The sequence below is a fragment of the uncultured Actinomyces sp. genome (assembly GCF_963526355.1).
Classification (GTDB): Bacteria; Actinomycetota; Actinomycetes; order Actinomycetales; family Actinomycetaceae; genus Actinomyces.
Genome location: NZ_CAUROW010000001.1, coordinates 20,786 through 38,125 on the forward strand (window position 1 = coordinate 20,786; position 17,340 = coordinate 38,125).

At 68.2% G+C, this 17,340-nt stretch carries 13 protein-coding genes; 8 read left to right on the forward strand and 5 right to left on the reverse strand.

Annotation, left to right across the window (positions count from 1 at the left end):
- Positions 1–16: 16 nt before the first annotated feature.
- Complete coding sequence (locus RWR81_RS00105) at positions 17–613, reverse strand: hypothetical protein (protein ID WP_314452641.1); 597 nt, start codon at positions 611–613, stop codon at positions 17–19.
- A 175-nt stretch (positions 614–788) separates the two neighbouring features.
- Here RWR81_RS00105 and RWR81_RS00110 point away from each other — a divergent pair, with 175 nt between their 5' ends.
- Positions 789–1,664, forward strand: coding sequence for a MerR family transcriptional regulator (locus RWR81_RS00110; protein ID WP_399497699.1), 876 nt, complete (start codon positions 789–791; stop codon positions 1,662–1,664).
- 119 nt (positions 1,665–1,783) lie between these two features.
- Here the strand turns inward: RWR81_RS00110 and RWR81_RS00115 are convergent, their stop codons facing one another.
- Entirely contained in the window at positions 1,784–3,496 is a 1,713-nt protein-coding gene (locus RWR81_RS00115; RefSeq protein ID WP_314452644.1) for a DUF349 domain-containing protein, read from the reverse strand.
- 294 nt (positions 3,497–3,790) lie between these two features.
- Between RWR81_RS00115 and RWR81_RS00120 the strand changes: the two genes are divergently transcribed.
- The 7 genes from RWR81_RS00120 (at position 3,791) to RWR81_RS00150 (ending at position 12,809) form a co-directional block, all read left to right on the forward strand.
- Complete coding sequence (locus RWR81_RS00120) at positions 3,791–5,404, forward strand: ATP-binding cassette domain-containing protein (protein ID WP_314452647.1); 1,614 nt, start codon at positions 3,791–3,793, stop codon at positions 5,402–5,404.
- An 80-nt stretch (positions 5,405–5,484) separates the two neighbouring features.
- Positions 5,485–6,300 carry an MBL fold metallo-hydrolase gene (locus RWR81_RS00125; protein WP_314452648.1) on the forward strand — a complete coding sequence of 272 codons (816 nt, stop codon included), beginning with the start codon at positions 5,485–5,487 and terminating at the stop codon, positions 6,298–6,300.
- Between the two features lie 51 nt (positions 6,301–6,351).
- Positions 6,352–7,785 (forward strand): histidine--tRNA ligase, encoded by a 1,434-nt coding sequence (hisS, locus tag RWR81_RS00130; RefSeq protein WP_314452651.1) that lies wholly within the window; start codon positions 6,352–6,354, stop codon positions 7,783–7,785.
- Entirely contained in the window at positions 7,782–9,575 is a 1,794-nt protein-coding gene (locus RWR81_RS00135; protein WP_314452652.1) for a dynamin family protein, read from the forward strand. Before hisS ends, RWR81_RS00135 begins: the two co-directional genes overlap by 4 nt.
- Positions 9,572–11,266, forward strand: coding sequence for a GTPase (locus tag RWR81_RS00140; protein WP_314452655.1), 1,695 nt, complete (start codon positions 9,572–9,574; stop codon positions 11,264–11,266). The genes RWR81_RS00135 and RWR81_RS00140 overlap by 4 nt, the downstream gene beginning before the upstream one ends.
- Positions 11,267–11,362: 96 nt before the next feature.
- The gene (locus RWR81_RS00145; RefSeq protein ID WP_314452658.1) at positions 11,363–11,959 is read left to right on the forward strand and encodes an Arc family DNA-binding protein; all 597 of its coding nucleotides are present in this window, start codon (positions 11,363–11,365) and stop codon (positions 11,957–11,959) included.
- Between the two features lie 115 nt (positions 11,960–12,074).
- On the forward strand, positions 12,075–12,809 hold the full coding sequence (locus RWR81_RS00150; protein WP_314452660.1) for a hypothetical protein: 735 nt from the start codon (positions 12,075–12,077) through the stop codon (positions 12,807–12,809).
- A 44-nt stretch (positions 12,810–12,853) separates the two neighbouring features.
- Here RWR81_RS00150 and RWR81_RS00155 read toward each other — a convergent pair whose 3' ends face one another.
- From RWR81_RS00155 to RWR81_RS00165, 3 genes are all read right to left on the reverse strand, one after another.
- Positions 12,854–13,711: a CPBP family intramembrane glutamic endopeptidase gene (locus tag RWR81_RS00155; RefSeq protein WP_314452664.1), complete on the reverse strand. Its 858-nt coding sequence runs from the start codon at positions 13,709–13,711 to the stop codon at positions 12,854–12,856.
- A gap of 83 nt (positions 13,712–13,794) precedes the next feature.
- Positions 13,795–14,358, reverse strand: a complete 564-nt coding sequence (locus RWR81_RS00160) for a PadR family transcriptional regulator (protein ID WP_314452667.1) — start codon at positions 14,356–14,358, stop codon at positions 13,795–13,797.
- A gap of 123 nt (positions 14,359–14,481) precedes the next feature.
- The gene (locus RWR81_RS00165) at positions 14,482–17,106 is read right to left on the reverse strand and encodes a DEAD/DEAH box helicase (RefSeq protein ID WP_314452670.1); all 2,625 of its coding nucleotides are present in this window, start codon (positions 17,104–17,106) and stop codon (positions 14,482–14,484) included.
- Positions 17,107–17,340 lie beyond the last annotated feature (234 nt).

Consider the following 17,340-nt stretch of genomic DNA (forward strand, 5'->3'; position numbering starts at 1 on the left):
GGTGGGGTATTGCTGCTTATGAAGCCCGGGGTATGACTGACTCAATGATGTGCTGCGCCCGCGGGCAGCCTCGGCTGGCCGCACCACGACAGTGGTTGAGCGTCAGCAGCAAGCGGATTCGGCTGACCCCGTGGTCGCGGGCGGTCATGATGGCCCGCACTGCGGCCACGGGCGGCCCTAGACGGGCGATATCGACGGCGGCTCGCGCAATGGTGGCACAGGTGACTCCGTCGATCACGGTGGTGTCGCAGCGGGGCAGCCTTCCTCGCCTGGTCACCAGGTAGGACAGCCGACTTCGACGCCCTCCGGGTAGACAGACCTCCAAGATGTCGGGCGGTGGCCCGCCGACATGCACCCACATGGCGGTGCTCGCCAGAAGCACGCCCTGACAGGGCATAGCGGTGGCTACAGCCCGCATGCGTCCCTCGACCGAGTGCAGAAGATCGGCCGGTTGCAGACTGCCCAGGACACTGACCAGTAGTCGGGAATCGAGCTCGCCGCACCGCAGCACCTGCATGTCCTGAGGAGGCAGAGCGCTCATCACGGGGGAGAGGGGACGGGCCGACAGGTGGGCCACGGCGGCATGACCCGGTACCGGAACGAAATGAGCCATACGCCATCCTGAGACTCTCCTCGCTCTGAGCGCCACAGTAAACCGGCTGCCTGTGGATAACCTCGTTGTGAGCACGAGGAGTTGACCCTCCCATTGCTCCCATTGCGTGAGGTATCAATGTGGACGACACGTACCAGGACACTCACCAGACAGGGCGAGAGCTGACGAAGGAGACATGGTGACGGATTCTGAGCAGGAGCACGACGGAGCCAGGACGCGTGACACGGCTGTTGATACTGCGGTCAACGCGGCAGCGGGTGACGCGGACATCGCCATGACGGTCGGTGAGGTCTCAACGCTCCTGGGCGTCAGTGTCAGGGCGCTGCACCACTGGGACGAGACCGGCCTGGTGCACCCATCCCGACGCAGTGCCGCCGGTTACCGGCTCTACTGCGAGGCAGACATCATGCGCATCCAGCAGGTCCTCGTCTACCGGCAGACCGGCATGAATCTGGCCGATATCAAGATGGTTCTTGATGAGCCGGAGACGGATGCCATGACGCACCTGCGCCGTCAGCGTGAGCTGGTGCAAGGACAGATCTCTCACCTGCAGCAGATGCTCAGCTCCATCGACATGGTGATGGATATACAGCAGTCGGGAGCGAGGATCTCCGTGGCTGAGATGGCGGAGATCTGGGGGACCGATTGGGACCCCATCTATATCGAGGAGGCCCACGCCCAGTGGGGTGATACGGAGGAGTGGGCTGAGTCCTACCGGCGCAAGGCCCGGATGTCTCGCGCCGACTGGGAGCGGGCGCACGAGGAGACTGTCGCTCTGGAGACCGCGTTGGTCGAGGCGATGCGCAACGGCGTCGAGCCGGGCAGCCCCGAGGCCAATGCCTTGGCGCGGTGGCACCGCAAGGACTTCAACCGGTGGTTCGAGGTCTCCACCTCCAAGCAGGTCATCATTGCTCGCGGCTACGTGGCGGATGAGCGCTACGCCCGGTACTACGACAAGCGCGCGCCAGGGCTGGCGGCCTGGCTCAAGGACGTCATTGACGCCGGCGCCCGGTCCGAGGGCATGGACCCCACGACCGCCACCTGGGAGTAGTGGGGTCTCCCGACTAGGGACGCCAGGATGAGACACGAGGCGGGGCCGACACCGGTGGGTGGTGTCGGCCCCGCCTCAGGCGCTCCTTAAGTCTCAGAGATGAGCGGAACGTGCTTGGGTCACGCCTTGGCCGAGCGCAGCACCTGCTCGAGCCAGGCTCGGCGAGCCGTCAGGGCGGCCTCGGCCTCAGCGATCTTCTTGGCGTCGCCGGCGGCCTGTGCCGCAGCCAGGTCCTTCTCCAGGCCGGCGATCGCGTCCTGGAGCTGACCGGCCAGGCCCTCGGCGCGGGCCTTGGTCTCCGGGTCGGTACGACGCCACTCGGCGTTCTCGGCCTCACGGATAGCGTCCTCAACGGCGCGCATGCGACCCTCGATGCGACGCACGGCACCGCGGGGGACCCGACCTGCCTCCTCCCATGCGTCCTGGATGGGGCGCAGGGCCTTCTTGGCGGCCTTGATGTCCTTGATGGGTAGGAGCGCCTCGGCCTTGGCCACCAGCGCTTCCTTGACCTTGAGGTTCTCGGCGAACTCGGCGTCGACAGCCTCATCCTTGGCGCGGCGGGCATCGTAGAAGACCTGCTGGGCTGCCCTGAAGCGGGCCCACAGGGCGTCGTCCTCCTTACGGGAGGCGCGTCCGGCCTTCTTCCACTCAGCTAGAAGGTCGCGGTACTTCGCGGAGGTGCCGGCCCAGTCGGTGGAGTTCTGCATCTCCTCGGCGCGTTTGATGAGCGCCTCCTTGGCAGCCCGCACCTGCGCTTGCTTGGCGTCCAGCTCGCTGAAGAACTGGCGGCGATGACGGTCGAAGGTGGTGCGTGCGTGGGAGAAGCGCTTCCACAACCCATCCTCGGTGGGACGGTCCAGGCGCGGACCACGCCGCTGCGCGGCCTTCCAGGACTCGAGCAGCTCACGCAGCTCGGCGCCGGAGTTCTTCCACTGCGTGCGGGCAGGGTCCTGCTCGGCGATGGCCTCAGCGCGCTCGACGATCGCCGTGCGCTCCTTGAAGGCCTGCTCCTTGGCGGCCGCGCGCTCAGCGGACACGGCCTCGCGGCGCTCGGCGGCCACGGTCTTCAGGGCGGCGAAGCGGGCCCGCAGTCCCTCCAGGTCACCGACGGCGGCCGGCTCCGTCAGGGAATCGGAGATGGAGGACAGGGTCGAGTCGATCTCGCGGACGCTGAGCTGGGGCAGGCGGGTGGCGAACAGGTCGATGGTCGCCTTGAGGTCCAAGTAGCGTCGCACATAGAAGGCCATGGCCTCGGCGATCGGGGCATCGGGGAACTGGCCGACCTCGCGCTCGGCGCCACCGTCCTGGACGTAGACCCGGCCCTCACCGTCCACGCGTCCCCACTTGGCGGCGTCCATGGCTTCCTGCGGGTCGATGGCCGGCTCGGCAGGTGCCGTAGGCGCCGCTGCAGGGGCGGGAACCTCGGCCGGGGTCGGCGTGGCGTCCTCCGGGGTGGCCTCGGCGGTCTGAACCTTCTCAGTCGGCTGCTCGGTCTGGGCGGGCTCCTCGGAGGCGGGGGATGCCGGCTCGTCAGAGGACGTCGCTGTGGGCTGTTCGACGGGCTGGTCCGCGGGCTCGCCGGGCTCGAGCTTCTTGGAGGACTCGTTGGAGGACTCGATGTCGGCCTGTGTCTGCGGGGTGCTGGTCTGCGTTGACGCAACGGCCTCAACCGCGGGATTGGTGGGGGATGCGTCGGCCGTTGGTACCTGCTCCGTCGGGCTGGGCGCTGCCGACTCGTTCAGGTCGGTCGGCTGGATGGTCTGCTCAGCCTCGGGCTGGTTGTCAGACCGGTTGTCGGGCTGGTTCCGCTCAGTCACGGGATGCTCCTTCATGGGTTGACGGGGAGGGAGCGGCGTGACCGCTCCGTTCCGTTCGCGCCCGGCTCTCAAGTCGGGTGGTGGTGAGGTGCCGTCGGAGGACGGCAGTGCCGAAAGTCTACGTTCCCGCCGGCAGCATTCACCATCCTTCGCCCCACTGATTTCAGTTGATTCGTTGAGCGCCGATGTCCCTCACGAGCGGGCCGGTGTCGGTTCCCCAAACCTCGTCGACAGTTGGTGCTGTTAGCATGTGACCATGCTCGCGTGACTCGCCCCTGTGCCCCCACCGCCTCATGTCAAGGACGAGTTATGCCTGCGATCAGTTTCTCACATGTCAGCTTCTCCTACACCTCCGCCCCCTTGCTGGAGAGCATCAACCTTACGGTCTCCGACGACGAACGCGTCTGCGTCGTCGGCCCCAACGGATCGGGGAAGTCCACGCTCCTGCGCCTGGCCACCGGTGAGCTGTCCCCTGACCACGGGGCTGTCAGCATTCCTGAGCAGCATGGCCCGCTGGCGGCCGACTCGGAGGAGTCGACTGCCACGTCGATCGAGGGCTACCTCGACGCCGCCTGCGCTGAGACCTTGGACGCGCTTGATCGTTTCGAGCGCCTGAGCGAGGCCATTGCCCAGGCTGGCGCTGAAACCGGCTCCCTCGCCGAGGAATACGACTCGTTACTGACCCGGCTTGAGTCGCTCCACGCCTGGAACCTGCCGGCTCGACGGGCTGAAGCGCTCGCCGGGCTGGGACTGGGACGCGTGGATACAGGCCGCCTCGTCTCCTCCCTGTCGCCGGGCCAACGGGGGAGGCTGGAGATCGCCGCTCTGCTTCTTTCAGCCGGTCAGGCGCTGGTGCTCGACGAGCCCACCAACCACCTGGATGCCGGTAGCAGTAGCTACCTGAGCGAGATGATGGCGTCATGGCCCGGACCGGTCCTGTTCTCCTCTCACGATCGTGCCTTCATTGACGAGGTGGCTACCGCCGTCGTCGACCTCGACACAGCGCCGTGGCAGGCACTCGCCACCGCCTCCGGGGACAGCGGCCCCATGGGTGCCTACCGGTGCGCGGGGCGATACAGCGACTACCTCGTGGAGAAGGCGCACGCCAGGTCATCTCACCACAGTCTTCACAAGCGTCAGCAGGAGCAGCGGCGCAAGCTTGCGCGTCACCGTCGCGACTCCGAGATCGTTGGGCACAGTGGGGCAGCGCCCCGGACCGAGGCCCGCATAGCCCGGAAGTTCTACGCCGACCGCGCCCAGCGCGTCTCCACTCGGCGCCAGACGCAGGACGACCGTCGGCTGGAGGCGCTCGCCAGTACCGAGGTGCGTAGGCCCCGCTCCTATGACCTGCAGCTGCGTCTGACTGAACCGGCGCCGCGAACAGGGATGGCGGTCTCGGCCCGGTCAGCTGCCGTACCCGGGCGCCTTGCACCGGTCACGGTCGACGTCATGACAGGCGAGCACATGCTGGTCACCGGCGCCAACGGGAGCGGCAAGTCCACGCTTCTGACCTGGATAGGTAGGCGGTCAGCACCCACAGAGGACTCCGTCGGCAGCCTCACGGTATCCGGTTCGGTGCTCCGGATACCCCAGCACCTGCCGAAACTCGGCGACCCTGGGGTGGATGAGAACGTGTGGACCGAGGGGATCGGGGACCGCGGCCGGGGAGCCCTGCACCCGCGCCTGTGGAACCGTCCCATCAGCGAGCTCTCCGACGGCAACCAGCGCCGCGTTCAGCTGGCCCTGGCCGCTGCTGCGGGGCCTGAGGTGCTTGTCATCGACGAGCCCACGAACTATCTGGACCTGGACGCCCTCGAGATGCTCGAGGCCGCTCTGAGGACATGGACGGGCACGCTCATCGTCGCCAGCCACGACCGCTGGCTCATTGAGCACTGGTGGGGGCGGCGGCTTCATCTTCGGTGAGCCAGCCGGGTCCTGTGGACCTGAGCAGCTCTTTAACCCGTATCGACACTGTTCCCAGGCGGCCCAAGTAGGCTGGGGGCATGATCTTGGAGCGCACCATCGCACCTGTGTTCGCAGCCAACTGCTACGTCCTGGCCTCCGGTCCGGGCGAGCCCGCCCTCGTCGTCGACCCCGGAGCCGGCGCCGCCCGCGGCGCCCTGGCCCTGCTTCGCTCCCATCGGCTCACCCTGAGCGCCATCCTGCTCACCCACGGTCACGCCGACCACGTGTGGGACAGCCAGGCGCTCATTGAGGCCGCCCACGCCGAGGGCCTGCTCACCAGTGACGACGCCGTCGACGTGCCGGTCTACATCCCCGAGCGCGACCGCTACCGGCTCGAGGAGCCCGACATCACCACCGGTATCAGCGCCAACGGCATGAGCTTCACCGACATGGCCGGCAGCGAGTGGAAGCAGCCCGCCGACATCCGTCTCTTCCCGGCAGACGGCTTCTCCCAGGCCATTGAGCTGGTCCCCGGCATCGCGCTGCGCGCGGTCCCCGCTCCGGGGCACTCGGAGGGCTCCGCGCTGTTCTTCTTCGAGGCCTGCCTGGCCGACAACGCCCTGCTCTACGAGGCCGAGGTCATCGAGGACGACCCAGCCGTCGCCGACGAGGAGAACACCTACCTCATGGCCCTCGACGGTGACGTCATCTTCAAGGGATCCGTGGGACGCACCGATCTGCCCGGCGGGGACCAGGTGCAGATGCTCGCCACCCTGCGCTTCCTGGCCAACGCCGTCGACCCGGCCACCATCCTGCTGCCCGGGCACGGTGCAGTGACCACCATGGAGCACGAGCACCACGGCAACCCCTACCTCGCCGAGGCAAAAATCCGTGGGGGAGACCTCAAGGCCTGATGGCGGCAGGGCCCGACGGCGACGCGCAGCCTCACTGCTCGTCATGACACAATGCGGACCATGGCACAGGTACGACAAGCTCTCTCCTCACTGTCAGGCTTCCCCGAGTGGCTCCCCGCGGGCCACATCGTCGAGCAGCACTTCGTCGACATCCTGCGCCGCACCTTCGAGCTCCACGGCTTCAGCGGCATCCAGACCCGCGCCGTCGAGCCACTGAGCGAGCTGACGAAGAAGGGGGAGACCTCCAAGGAGGTCTACCTTCTTAACCGCCTGCAGGCGGACCCAGTCGAGGCCGCCGATGAGGCGGACCCGCGCAAGCAGCTGGGGCTCCACTTCGACCTGACCGTCCCCTTCGCCCGTTACGTCGTCGACAACGCTGGGCTGCTGACCTTCCCGTTCAAGCGCTACCAGATCCAGAAGGTCTGGCGCGGGGAGCGGCCCCAGGAGGGGCGCTTCCGCGAGTTCATCCAGGCCGATATCGACATCGTCGGTGACGGCTCCCTGCCGTTCTACCACGACGTCGAGGTCCCCCTCATCATGCACGAGGCGCTCAGCGCCCTGCCGGTGCCCGCGGTCACCATCCACGTCTCCAACCGCAAGGTCGCCCAGGGCTTCTACCAGTCGATCGGCATCGACACGGACCGGCTCATCGAGGTCCTGCGCGTCGTCGACAAGCTCGACAAGATCGGCCCCGAGAAGGTGGCCGCCGAACTCACCCAGAGCGTCGGCATCAGCGCGCAGCAGGCGGTACAGGCCCTCAGGCTCGCCACCATCACCGGCACCGATGGTCAGGACGTCTCCGATCAGGTTCTGCGGGCGCTGGCCGGCGCCGAGCCCACCGAGCTCCTCATCGAGGGCCTGTCCGAGCTGACCGCCCTGCTCGAGGCCACCGGACGGCGCCGCCCCGGCGCCGTCATCGCCGACCTCAAGATCGCTCGCGGACTGGACTACTACACCGGCACGGTCTACGAGTCCTTCATGGCCGGCCACGAGGACCTCGGCTCAGTGTGCTCCGGGGGCCGCTACGACTCCCTGGCCACCAACGGCAAGCGCACCTTCCCCGGCGTGGGCATCTCCATCGGACTGTCCCGGCTCCTGGCCCGCGTCATCGGTGAGGGCCTGGTGGATGTCAGCCGCTCCGTGCCAACGGCGGTGCTCGTGGCCGTCACCGATGAGGCGCACCGTGCCGCCTCCGACGCGGTCGCCGACGCACTGCGCGCCCGTGGCATCAGCGCCGACGTCGCCCCCAGCGCCGCCAAGTTCGGTAAGCAGATCAAGGCCGCCGACAAGCGCTCCATCCCCTTCGTGTGGTTCCCGGGCGCCGACGGAGGCCCCGACTCGGTCAAGGACATCCGCTCCGGTGAGCAGGTCGAGGCCGACGCCATCACCTGGCAACCGCCCAACGTCGACGCCGTACCCCGGATCAGGGTCGGCCGCAGTGCGGCCGACGCGACGGCCGATACTGAGGTCGACTCAGCCTCATGACTGAGATCCGGGGCGAGCCCAGCAGCACCCAGAAGATCCAGAGGGCGACCACGGCACTCTCAGCGTTGCGGAACAGCCTGACCGCCTTGTCAATGCCCTATGTTCTCCAGGGCACGGCCGCGGCCTCGGACAAGGCCACGCTCATCCGTGACCAGCTCGGCGACTACATCCTGCCACGCCTGACCAGCCTGGACGCGCCGCTGCTGGCCGTGGTCGGTGGCTCCACCGGAGCGGGCAAGTCCACCCTTGTCTCATCGCTCGTGCGTCGGCACGTGGCCAGGGCCTCGGCGATCCGCCCTACCACGCGCCGCCCCCTGCTGCTGCACGCGCCGGCCGATGCCGCCTGGTTCGAAACCGATCGGGTTCTGGGTTCCTTGTCGCGCCTGCGCGTGGCCTCTGACGCTCCCGCGACCCCGTCGACCGACCATACCCCGAGGGAGCTTGAGCTGCGCTCCTGCCAGGGACTGCCCGAGGGTCTGGCGATTGTGGACGCCCCCGACGTGGACTCCGTGGTCGAGGACAACCGGGACCTGGCCGCCACCCTCCTAGCGGGTGCGGACCTGTGGATCTTCGTCACCACGGCGGCGCGCTACGCCGACGCCATCCCCTGGGAGCACCTGCGGGCCGCGGCGCAGCGGCGCATCATGGCCGCCATCGTCCTGGATCGGGTCCCGACCGGCGCGGAGGGCGAGGTGGAGACGGACCTACGGCGCCGGCTGGCCGCCGCGGGCCTGGGGGACTCCCCCGTCTTCACGATCCCTGAGACACCCTTCGACGACGACGGTTTCCTGCCCGAGTCCTGCGTGTCTCCGCTGCGGCAGTGGCTGGGGGCGCTGGCCTCCGACGCAATGGCACGCCAGGACGTCGCCCACCGCAGCCTGACCGGAGCGATCGATTCGACCCTGGCCCAGAGCGAGATGCTCGCCGTCGAACTGGACTCGCAGGAGGCTGAGCACGCCGAGCTCGGACGCGCCGCCACCACCGAGCATGATGACGCCCTGGAACGCGTCATCGAGGCCACCGAGGACGGATCCATGCTGCACGGTGAGGTGCTGGCCCGTTGGCAGGACTTCGTGGGAACCGGCGACCTGTTCCGGTCGCTGGAGGTCCAGGTGAGTCGGGTGCGTGACCGCATCACCTCGCTTCTACGAGGGCGTCCGGCACCGGCCAAGCGCGTCGAACAGGCGATCGGCACGTCCCTGGTCGAGCTCCTCGTGGCCGAGTCCCAGCGGGCCTGCTTGGCTACCGAACGGTCTTGGCGTCGCGCCGGAACCTCCCAGCAGGCCCTCAACCGCGCCCTGGCAGAGGTGCCCACCCAGACCGGGCTCGAGGTCATCGCCGCGGCGCTCGTCCACGACTGGCAGCGTGAGGTCCTCGCACTCATCCGCTCTGAGGGCGCCGACAAGCGGCTTACTGCCCGGCTGCTGTCCCTAGGGGTCAACGGTGCCGGAGTCGTCCTCATGATTCTCGTCTTCGCACACACCGGCGGTCTGACCGGAGGAGAGCTGGGGATCGCGGGAGGCACCGCCATCCTGGCCCAGCGGGTGCTTGAGGCCGTTTTCGGAGACCAGGCGATGCGCAGCATGACCCGACGGGCGCGTGAGGACCTCACCAAGCGTGCCACCACCTTGTTCGCCAATCAGGCGAAGTGCTTCACCGACGCCCTACCGGTCCCCGCGCCCGGCGCGGACACGCTGCGAGAACAGCTCCGGGCATGCCAGGAGGCGGCGACGTCTCTGCGTACCACTACCGCCAGCACCCACCGGCAAGCCGGGAGGAGGGTGCGGTGACGACCGACGCCGACGTCTGGGATCTCACCGCTGCTCTCGAAGACCTAGAGCAGGCTGTTGCGCTGGGTGAGCAGCTTGGCCTGCGTGACGAGCTTGATCAAGCCCGTGAGGTCCTGGCGCAGGCCTCTCATCGCAGACGCCTGGCGCCGGAGACGACCGTGGCCGCCCTTCTCGGCGCGACCGGCTCGGGCAAGTCCAGCCTCACCAACGCCCTGACTGGCACCGAGGTGTCCCAAGCCGCTCGCATCCGTCCCACCACCACCGAGCCCCTCGCTGTTGTCCCGGAAACCGCCGTCGGGGCCACCGGCTTGCTGGACTGGCTCGCGATCAACCGGCGGGTGGGCGTCGGCGGAGGCTGGGCCCTGGGCGAGGCCACGGTGCTGGTGGACCTGCCCGATATCGACTCCGATGAGCCGGCGCACCGGGACATCGCCGAGCGCATGGCCGGCAAGGTCGATGTCCTGGTGTGGGTCCTTGATCCGGAGAAGTACGCCGACGGCGTCGTTCATCGCGACTTCCTCATTCCCATGGCCGCCCATGCCGAGGTTATGATCGTCGCCCTCAACCAGGTGGACCGGCTCGACGTGGAGAGCCGCGGCGCGGTTGTGGCCGACCTGAGACGGCTTCTGGAGCGCGAGGGGCTGGGGGGCGTATCGATCGTCCCGGTCAGCGCCCGCTCGGGTGAAGGTGTGGAGAGTCTGGCCCGTGCAGTGGCCTCGGTGGCCTGCGACCGCCTGGCCAGTGCACGCAGCCTGGTGGCCCACGTCCGCCGTGCCGCCGATGACCTGGGAGTCCGGACAGGCCTGATTGCCCAGGCTCCTCCGCACGCCGCTGCGCAACGTGCTGCTGGTGTGCAGACCAAGCAGTCTCTGGCCGCACTCAGACAGGCGGCCGCGACGGTTGCGGGCGTGGACATCGTCGCCCGGGCTGTGGAAGGCTCCGACCGGCACCGGGCGCGCACCCGTGTCGGCTGGTTCTGGCTGCGGTGGGTCGAGCGTCTACGACGCGACCCGCTCCGAGCACTCCACCTGGGGGGTGAGCGCTCGTCCTCTCCAGAGCCTGGCGATGCTGAACGTTCCGACGGCGGCCCGGGACGGGGTGTGGTTGACCTCAGCTCTCTGCCGCCCGCCGGGCCGGCGGCGACGGGCAACCTGCGCAGTAGCGCGCACGTCTATGCTGTTGCGGCCTGTTCCGGGCTGCCGGAAGACCTGGTGGTACAGGCCGTCTCCCGCAGTGATGAGCGCGCCGAGAACCTCTCCGCTCCCTTGGACCGAGCGGTGGCCGCAGTGGACTGCGGCACATGGAGGCGCCCGGTCTGGTGGGTTGCGGCCAACGTGCTGCAGTGGGTGAGCGCACTGACCTTGCTGGTTGGTGGACTGTGGCTGGTGGCGATCCACGTCCTGGAGGGCTGTCTCCTCATCGAGGCCGACGTCCCCCGCTGGGGGAGAGTCCCCTGGCCCACCGCTCTTCTGCTCGGTGGTCTGCTGATTGGGCTGGTGCTGGCCGGTTTGGGCTCGTTCCTGGTCCGTGTCCAGGCTGGGCACCACGGTAAGCAGATCGCTCACCGCCTGCGTCAGGTGACCGATGAGGTCGTTGACATCGAACTTATCGAGCCGCTCCGGACTGAGACGTGCCGGTGGGCGCAGTTCGCGCAGACTCTGAACAGAATCACCTCGACCGACATCAGTTGACACCATTTTGCGCCATCAGTTCCCATGTTCGACATCATGGTGGCGTCATAGTGTCTAGACAAAATCAATTGATGGTGTCAACATGGTGTCATGCATATGGATGCCTACATTGATACCTTGCGTCGGACCCTCATGGAGACCTCATCCTTGGGCGATGAGCGCACCCAGGAGGTCGCTCGTTCTCTCACCGCCGCGTTCGACCCGGCTCTACGGCTCGTGGCCCTGCAGATGCTCACGGACATTGCCGATGAGCTCAGCAGTGAGCTCGACGATGCTCACGTGGCTGTCGTCATGGACGGCTCAACTCCCCACCTCCTGGTGACTCAGGCATCGCCGTCCTCCGAGTCGGGTTCGGAATGCCCGCAGACGCCGGATCGTCCAGCCGGGACTCCAGCACCCGAGGACGTGCAGGAGGGACCGGAAGTCCGCACGACGCTGCGCCTGCCCGAGTCCCTCAAGCAGCAGGTCGATGCCGCGGCCCGAGCTCAGGGGCGCTCGGTCAATGCCTGGCTCGTGGAAGCGGCTCGGCGCTCACTGGCTGCAGAAGCGTCGCCGTCGGACGTCCGAGCCGCTGGGCACGAAACCTCCGGTGGTGCGAACGGCGGCGATGACGCGGAAAACCCCTTCGGCCGACCCGTCGACCCAGAAGGACGGCGGGCCTCGGGGTGGACGCTCAGGGGGTGGTTCGGCTGAGCCGCACCACCCGCGTCGCCACGTCATCAATCCGCTCCGAGTCCACTTTACCCGTTTGCCGCCGCTCCATCTCAGTGCGGCCCGTTGACTCCAACCGAGCCTGAGGAGACCACCAATGCCGATCTGGACCTTCGATCTTCCCGAGAACACTCAGCCCGGACTCGTCCTGGACCTGTCCTCTCTGAGTGTTGTGACCGCTCCCGGAACAGGGCGCACGATCAGTGTTGAGGCCGACGAGCTTCTGGAACCCCTCCTGGACATCTCCGCTGACGGCGCGATCGTGACCGTCCGCCAGATCGCGCTCGTGGGGCGCGAGCGATTCGTGGGCATCTGGCCGTGGGGCCCGACAGGTTCTCGGCTGCGGGTGACGGTGCCGGAGGGTGCGTGCCTCAACGCCCGCATCGATGCCGGCTCGATCAACGCCGAGCATCCTTGGGACCAGGTGCAGGTGCGCGCCTCGGCCGGATCGATCCGACTGGGCGACTGCAAGGGCGTCCAGGTGCACGCTGATGCCGGCTCCATCGTCATCGGGGCGCTCCACGACGGCAGTGTGCGGGCCCGGGCGGGCTCGGTGCGCATCCGGTCGACCACCGGGACGGTCTCGGCCCACACGGAGGCCGGCTCGGTCAAGGTCGTCGAGGCGTATGAAGGATTCCTGGACCTGTCCAGTCAGCTGGGAACCGTGTCGGTGGGAGTGCCTGAGGGTACTGCGGTCCTGGCTGACTGTCGTTCCGAGTTCGGTCAGGCGACGACCGATCTACCCCGCCAGGACCACCCCGAGGCGCTCGAGCGGCGCCTCGAGCTGCGCGCCCGCGCCCAGATGGGGACCGTCCGGGTTCGTCGAGCCTGACAGGTGCGAACGCCGAGCCGGTCCCCGTCCAGTGGTCGAGCGGATCATTGAGGCCGACGGCGGAGCCGGCCGGTGCGCCGGGCCCACAGCCCCAGGCCCGCCGCCAGGACGATGGCGTTGGGAATGATGCCCACCACCGGGGAGACCAGCAGTTCCCAGACCGGCGCAATCGGCAGGCCGCCCAAGCTGACGGGGATCTGGCTGAGGTTCGCGATCGAGTGCGCGATGAGACCCGGCCAGAAGCTGCCACTGAGGATCCGAAGCTCGGTGAACAAGGGGGTCCAGCAGATCGTGACGGGAACTGCGATGAGGGCGTAGACGAGCGGAGGGACGTCTAAGACCGAGCGGAGGAGCGACTCGTCCAGGAACCACAGGTAGTAGGGCAGGTGCCACACGCCCCACACGACTCCGACGAGGAGCCAGACTGCAGGGTCGGGCAGCCGCCGACGCAGGAGCGCGGGAGTGAGGTAACCGCGCCAAGCGCCCTCCTCCGCGATGTTTTTGAGCACGGTCGGCAGGACGCTCACGGCGACGGCGCCCCCGAAGGCCCCCAGTCCGCCGGGGCTGAGCACCCCCGCCGCCCAGCCGACGGCGATGGCAGCGGCGAAGGACAGCGGGAAGACGCCGATCGCCACCCCGTAGGCCCGCAGCCTGCCCGGTAGCCACGAAGCGGCGTAGGGGCGGCGCAGTGGAGGGTCGCTCAGAGCCAGGACCGCACCGACCAGAATCGGCGTCATGATCCACACGAGAGACCCCTGTCCCTGCAGGGAGTGGGCGGTACCCAGGGCGTCGTCGACGAGGAGCCCGATCCAGCCGGAGGCGAGAGTGAGGGCGGTGAAGACGCCGAGACGGATTGTGGAGCCTGTGGCGACGGCGTCGCCGGGATGAGGTGTGTGTGCCATACATATACTATGCAATACGACTAGTAGACATTGCAAGTATAGATGACGGTCGACCTCTCTCAGCGCCGCCCCTCACTAGCGGTTTAGTCCTTCTCGGTGGTATTCGGCCGCGTCCTGGCGGCGTCGGCGGCAATGGCGCGCCGAGTCTGGCGGACCCACTCCAGCTGGGCTTTTGTGCCATCGATTCCGTAACGAAGGACTGCGGCCTTCATGGCGGTGTCGAGATCCCCCACGTCGGCGTCGCCGAAGTCGATCGCTTCCAGGGCCTCCGTTTCCTGGCGGAACCTTTCCTCGGCCTTGGACAGGAGCTCATCGAGTCCCTCGTGGCCCAGTCGAGCGGCGAAGAAGACGCGTGCCAGCAGGGGATCCTTGACCGTTGCGGGCTCGAGGGGGCTCATGAGCCAGGCGTCGAGCTCGGCGCGGCCCGACTCCGTCAGGCTGTGCACCCGTCGATCCGGTCGACCGCTCTGAGGGATGACTTGCGTCGATATCGCGCCGTCGGCCTCAAGCCTGTCGAGGGTACGGTAGATCTGGGACTGGTCGGCGTACCAGAAGTAGACGATCGAGCTGTTGAAGGCTCGGTTGAGGTCGTAGCCGCTTTGCGGTTCACGGGATAGCAGCCCGAGGATGGCGTGTCTGAGTCTCATAGTCTCACAGTATGCGAAGAAGATTCCGCAGCGCCGATCGCCTCACGTGGCCGGCTGCAATGATGGGTGGGGAGGCAACGTGTGTTGTCGCCCCACCCATCGTGTCAGTGAGCCGCCGGGGACTCAGCGGTCGCCGCGCCCCCCGCGGAAGCCGCCCCGGTTGCCGCCGAAGCGGTTCTGGTTGCGCTCGCCATAGTCGCGGCCGTTTCGACGGTCATTTCCGCGATCGCCCCGGTATCCGTCGCGGTCGTAGCCGCGGCCGCCCCGGTCCTCGCGGCCCCGGAAGCCGTCCCGGTCACCGCGGCGGTCGTCCCACCGGCGGTTGTCACGGCGGTCCCCGCGGTCGTAGCCGCCCCTGCCGCCGCGCCCGTCACGGTCCCTCCAGCCACGATCACCGTTGTCACGGCGCGGACGGAATCCTCGGTCCGACCGATCCCCGCGCTCACTACGGTCGTCCCAGTCGCGCCGCTTGGGGCGACGCTCCCCGCCGTTGGGGCCGGACCAGCCGTGACCCGGCCCCTCATCAGGGCGGATCCGCAGCTCACGGCCGCCAAAGGTGGCCCGGCCCATGACGCTCAGCTGCTCGGGGCTGAGATCGGCGTAGATCGTGACCAGAGAGAAGGACTGCAGAATGTCGATCTTGCCGATGTCGGAGCCCTCGATACCACCCTCGTTGGCCAGGGCGCCGACGATAGCGCCGGGAAGGACCCGGTCGCGGTGACCCACCTCGACGCGGTAGACGGTCCCGGGGCCCTCGTGCTCACGGCGTCCGGAACGCATGGCCGAACGACGCCCCTCGCCCCGATCCCCACGGTCCCCGCGACGATTCTTGTCGTGCCCACCTTCGAAGGAGGCCGACAGGAAGGTCCCCTCAGAGTCGAGGTTCTCCTCCCGCCGTGCGCGCTGGGGACGCTCACCGCCACGATCCTCGCGCCTGCGCGGTCCCTCGTCACCCACGGCGAGCGCCAGTAGCGTGGCCGCCAGCTCCTCGACATCGATGTCCAGATCCCGGGCGGAGTCGCCGACCAGTGGCAGGTACATGTCCAGGCGACCGCGCTCGTGACGGGCGGCGGCCTTGGACAGCAGCTTACGGGCCCGGTGCTCGGAGACGTCGGCGGGGGAGGGCAGGGTGATCTCCTCAAGCCGACTGCCGGTGAGGCGCTCGATCTGACGGAGCTTGCCCTTCTCCTTGGGGGTCAGGAAGGTGACGGCCTCGCCGTGGCGACCGGCGCGACCTGTACGGCCGATGCGGTGCACGTAGGCCTCGGCCTCACGCGGTACATCGAAGTTGACGACCAGCCCGATGCGATCCACGTCCAGTCCCCGGGCGGCCACATCCGTGGCGACCAGCACGTCGAGGGTGCCGGCGCGCAGACGCTCCACCAGGCGCTCACGCTCGCGCTGGGGAACATCGCCGGAGATCGCGGCGGCCTGGATGCCCCGGCCGGCCAGCTCGATGGCGACGTCCTCGGCCGTGGACTTGGTGCGCACGAACACGATGGCGGCCTCGGCGTCGGTGACGGCCAGGACCCGGGAGACGGCACCGATCTTGTGGCGGAAGGGCACCACTGCGTAGGTCTGGTGGACGGTGGCGACCGTGGAGGCCGGCCTGGAGACCTCGACCTGAACGGGCTCGTGAAGGTGCTGGCGCGCCACGGCCTGGATGGCCGGAGGCATCGTCGCGGAGAACAGAGCGGTGCGTCGCTCGGTGGGAAGAGACTCCGCAATCGTCTCGACGTCCTCGGCGAAGCCCATGCGCAGCATCTCGTCGGCCTCGTCCAGGACGAAGTAGCGCACGTCGTCGAGCTGGAGCGCGCCCTTGTCAATGAGGTCGATGACGCGTCCGGGGGTGCCGACGACGACCTGGGCGCCCCCCTTGAGCGCGCCGATCTGGGGACCGTAGGGGGCACCGCCGTAGACGGCCACCACGTCCAGCCCGCGGGAGCGGGAGGCCATGTCGGTGATGGCCTCGGCGCTCTGGAGGGCGAGCTCGCGGGTGGGGGCCAGAACGAGGGCCTGGACCACGCCGTCACGGGAGTCGACGGCGTCGAGGAGCGGGAGCCCGAAGGCCGCGGTCTTACCGGTTCCGGTCTGGGCGACGCCGACGACATCGCGGCCGGCCAGCAGGACCGGGATCGCCTCCTTCTGGATGGCGGTGGGGGTCACGAAACCCATGTCGGTCACGGCCTTGAGCAGGTCGCCGGGGAGCCCCAGATCGGCAAAGGTGATCTCGTCGTCCTGCTGGTCCTCCGTCACCTCGTGCTTGCTCCTGCCGCGCGAGGACTTGGCAGCCTCACTGTCATCCTGCCGGTGGTCGTCGGAATCGGCTGAATCAGCATCAGAGTCAATGAAGGGGGCGTGCCCGTCGACCTCGTCCTCATCGATGTCGACGCCGTCGTCCTCATCGGAGTCATCGGCCTCGTCCTCCGGGTCGGCCTCGGGCAGGTTCCGGTCGACGTCGTCGGCCTCGTCCTCGTGGTCGACGTCCTCGGGGTCCTCAGGGGAGTCGGAGGATGCAGGAGTGGCGAAGTCCTCGGGGGAGGAGACAGCACCATCGGAGTCGTGCGGCGCGGTGACGGTCTCGTCAGTGTTGTCACCGTTGCCGGTGTTGTGGTTGCTGTCTGTGTCTGTCGGTCCGGCCGGCTGGCCGGCGGAGAGCTCTGCGGAGAAGAGCGCGTCAAGGCTCAGGGGCCCGTTGCTCTGAGCGTCGGAGGCGCTGGGTCCAGTGCTTCTGGAGGAGGTAGTCATGAAGTTTTTCCCATATCTGTCCCCTTGAAGTGACTGGGGACCGCGGCGGAGTGTGGGGGAGGACCCTTTGTCCTCCACTCTTTGCCGTACCTGGCCCACCACACTCGCCCAGCACCCGGGACTGGCCGAGTGACTCATGGGCTAACACGCACAGACTCACGGGAAGCACTTGCCGCACACCAGGCGCTGCAAGACCCGAACGGGGTCAACAGGGAACGGTTCGCTCCTGGATCC

What these genes read in the sequence shown, in the direction of transcription:
- RWR81_RS00120 (WP_314452647.1), top strand. Translation starts at nt 3,791, where the DNA reads ATGCCTGCGATCAGTTTCTCACATGTCAGCTTCTCCTACACCTCCGCC.
- RWR81_RS00165 (WP_314452670.1), bottom strand. Translation starts at nt 17,106, where the DNA reads ATGACTACCTCCTCCAGAAGCACTGGACCCAGCGCCTCCGACGCTCAG.
- RWR81_RS00110 (WP_399497699.1), top strand. Translation starts at nt 789, where the DNA reads ATGGTGACGGATTCTGAGCAGGAGCACGACGGAGCCAGGACGCGTGAC.
- hisS (WP_314452651.1), top strand. Translation starts at nt 6,352, where the DNA reads ATGCGGACCATGGCACAGGTACGACAAGCTCTCTCCTCACTGTCAGGC.
- RWR81_RS00145 (WP_314452658.1), top strand. Translation starts at nt 11,363, where the DNA reads ATGGATGCCTACATTGATACCTTGCGTCGGACCCTCATGGAGACCTCA.
- RWR81_RS00105 (WP_314452641.1), bottom strand. Translation starts at nt 613, where the DNA reads ATGGCTCATTTCGTTCCGGTACCGGGTCATGCCGCCGTGGCCCACCTG.
- RWR81_RS00115 (WP_314452644.1), bottom strand. Translation starts at nt 3,496, where the DNA reads ATGAAGGAGCATCCCGTGACTGAGCGGAACCAGCCCGACAACCGGTCT.
- RWR81_RS00160 (WP_314452667.1), bottom strand. Translation starts at nt 14,358, where the DNA reads ATGAGACTCAGACACGCCATCCTCGGGCTGCTATCCCGTGAACCGCAA.
- RWR81_RS00125 (WP_314452648.1), top strand. Translation starts at nt 5,485, where the DNA reads ATGATCTTGGAGCGCACCATCGCACCTGTGTTCGCAGCCAACTGCTAC.
- RWR81_RS00135 (WP_314452652.1), top strand. Translation starts at nt 7,782, where the DNA reads ATGACTGAGATCCGGGGCGAGCCCAGCAGCACCCAGAAGATCCAGAGG.
- RWR81_RS00150 (WP_314452660.1), top strand. Translation starts at nt 12,075, where the DNA reads ATGCCGATCTGGACCTTCGATCTTCCCGAGAACACTCAGCCCGGACTC.
- RWR81_RS00155 (WP_314452664.1), bottom strand. Translation starts at nt 13,711, where the DNA reads ATGGCACACACACCTCATCCCGGCGACGCCGTCGCCACAGGCTCCACA.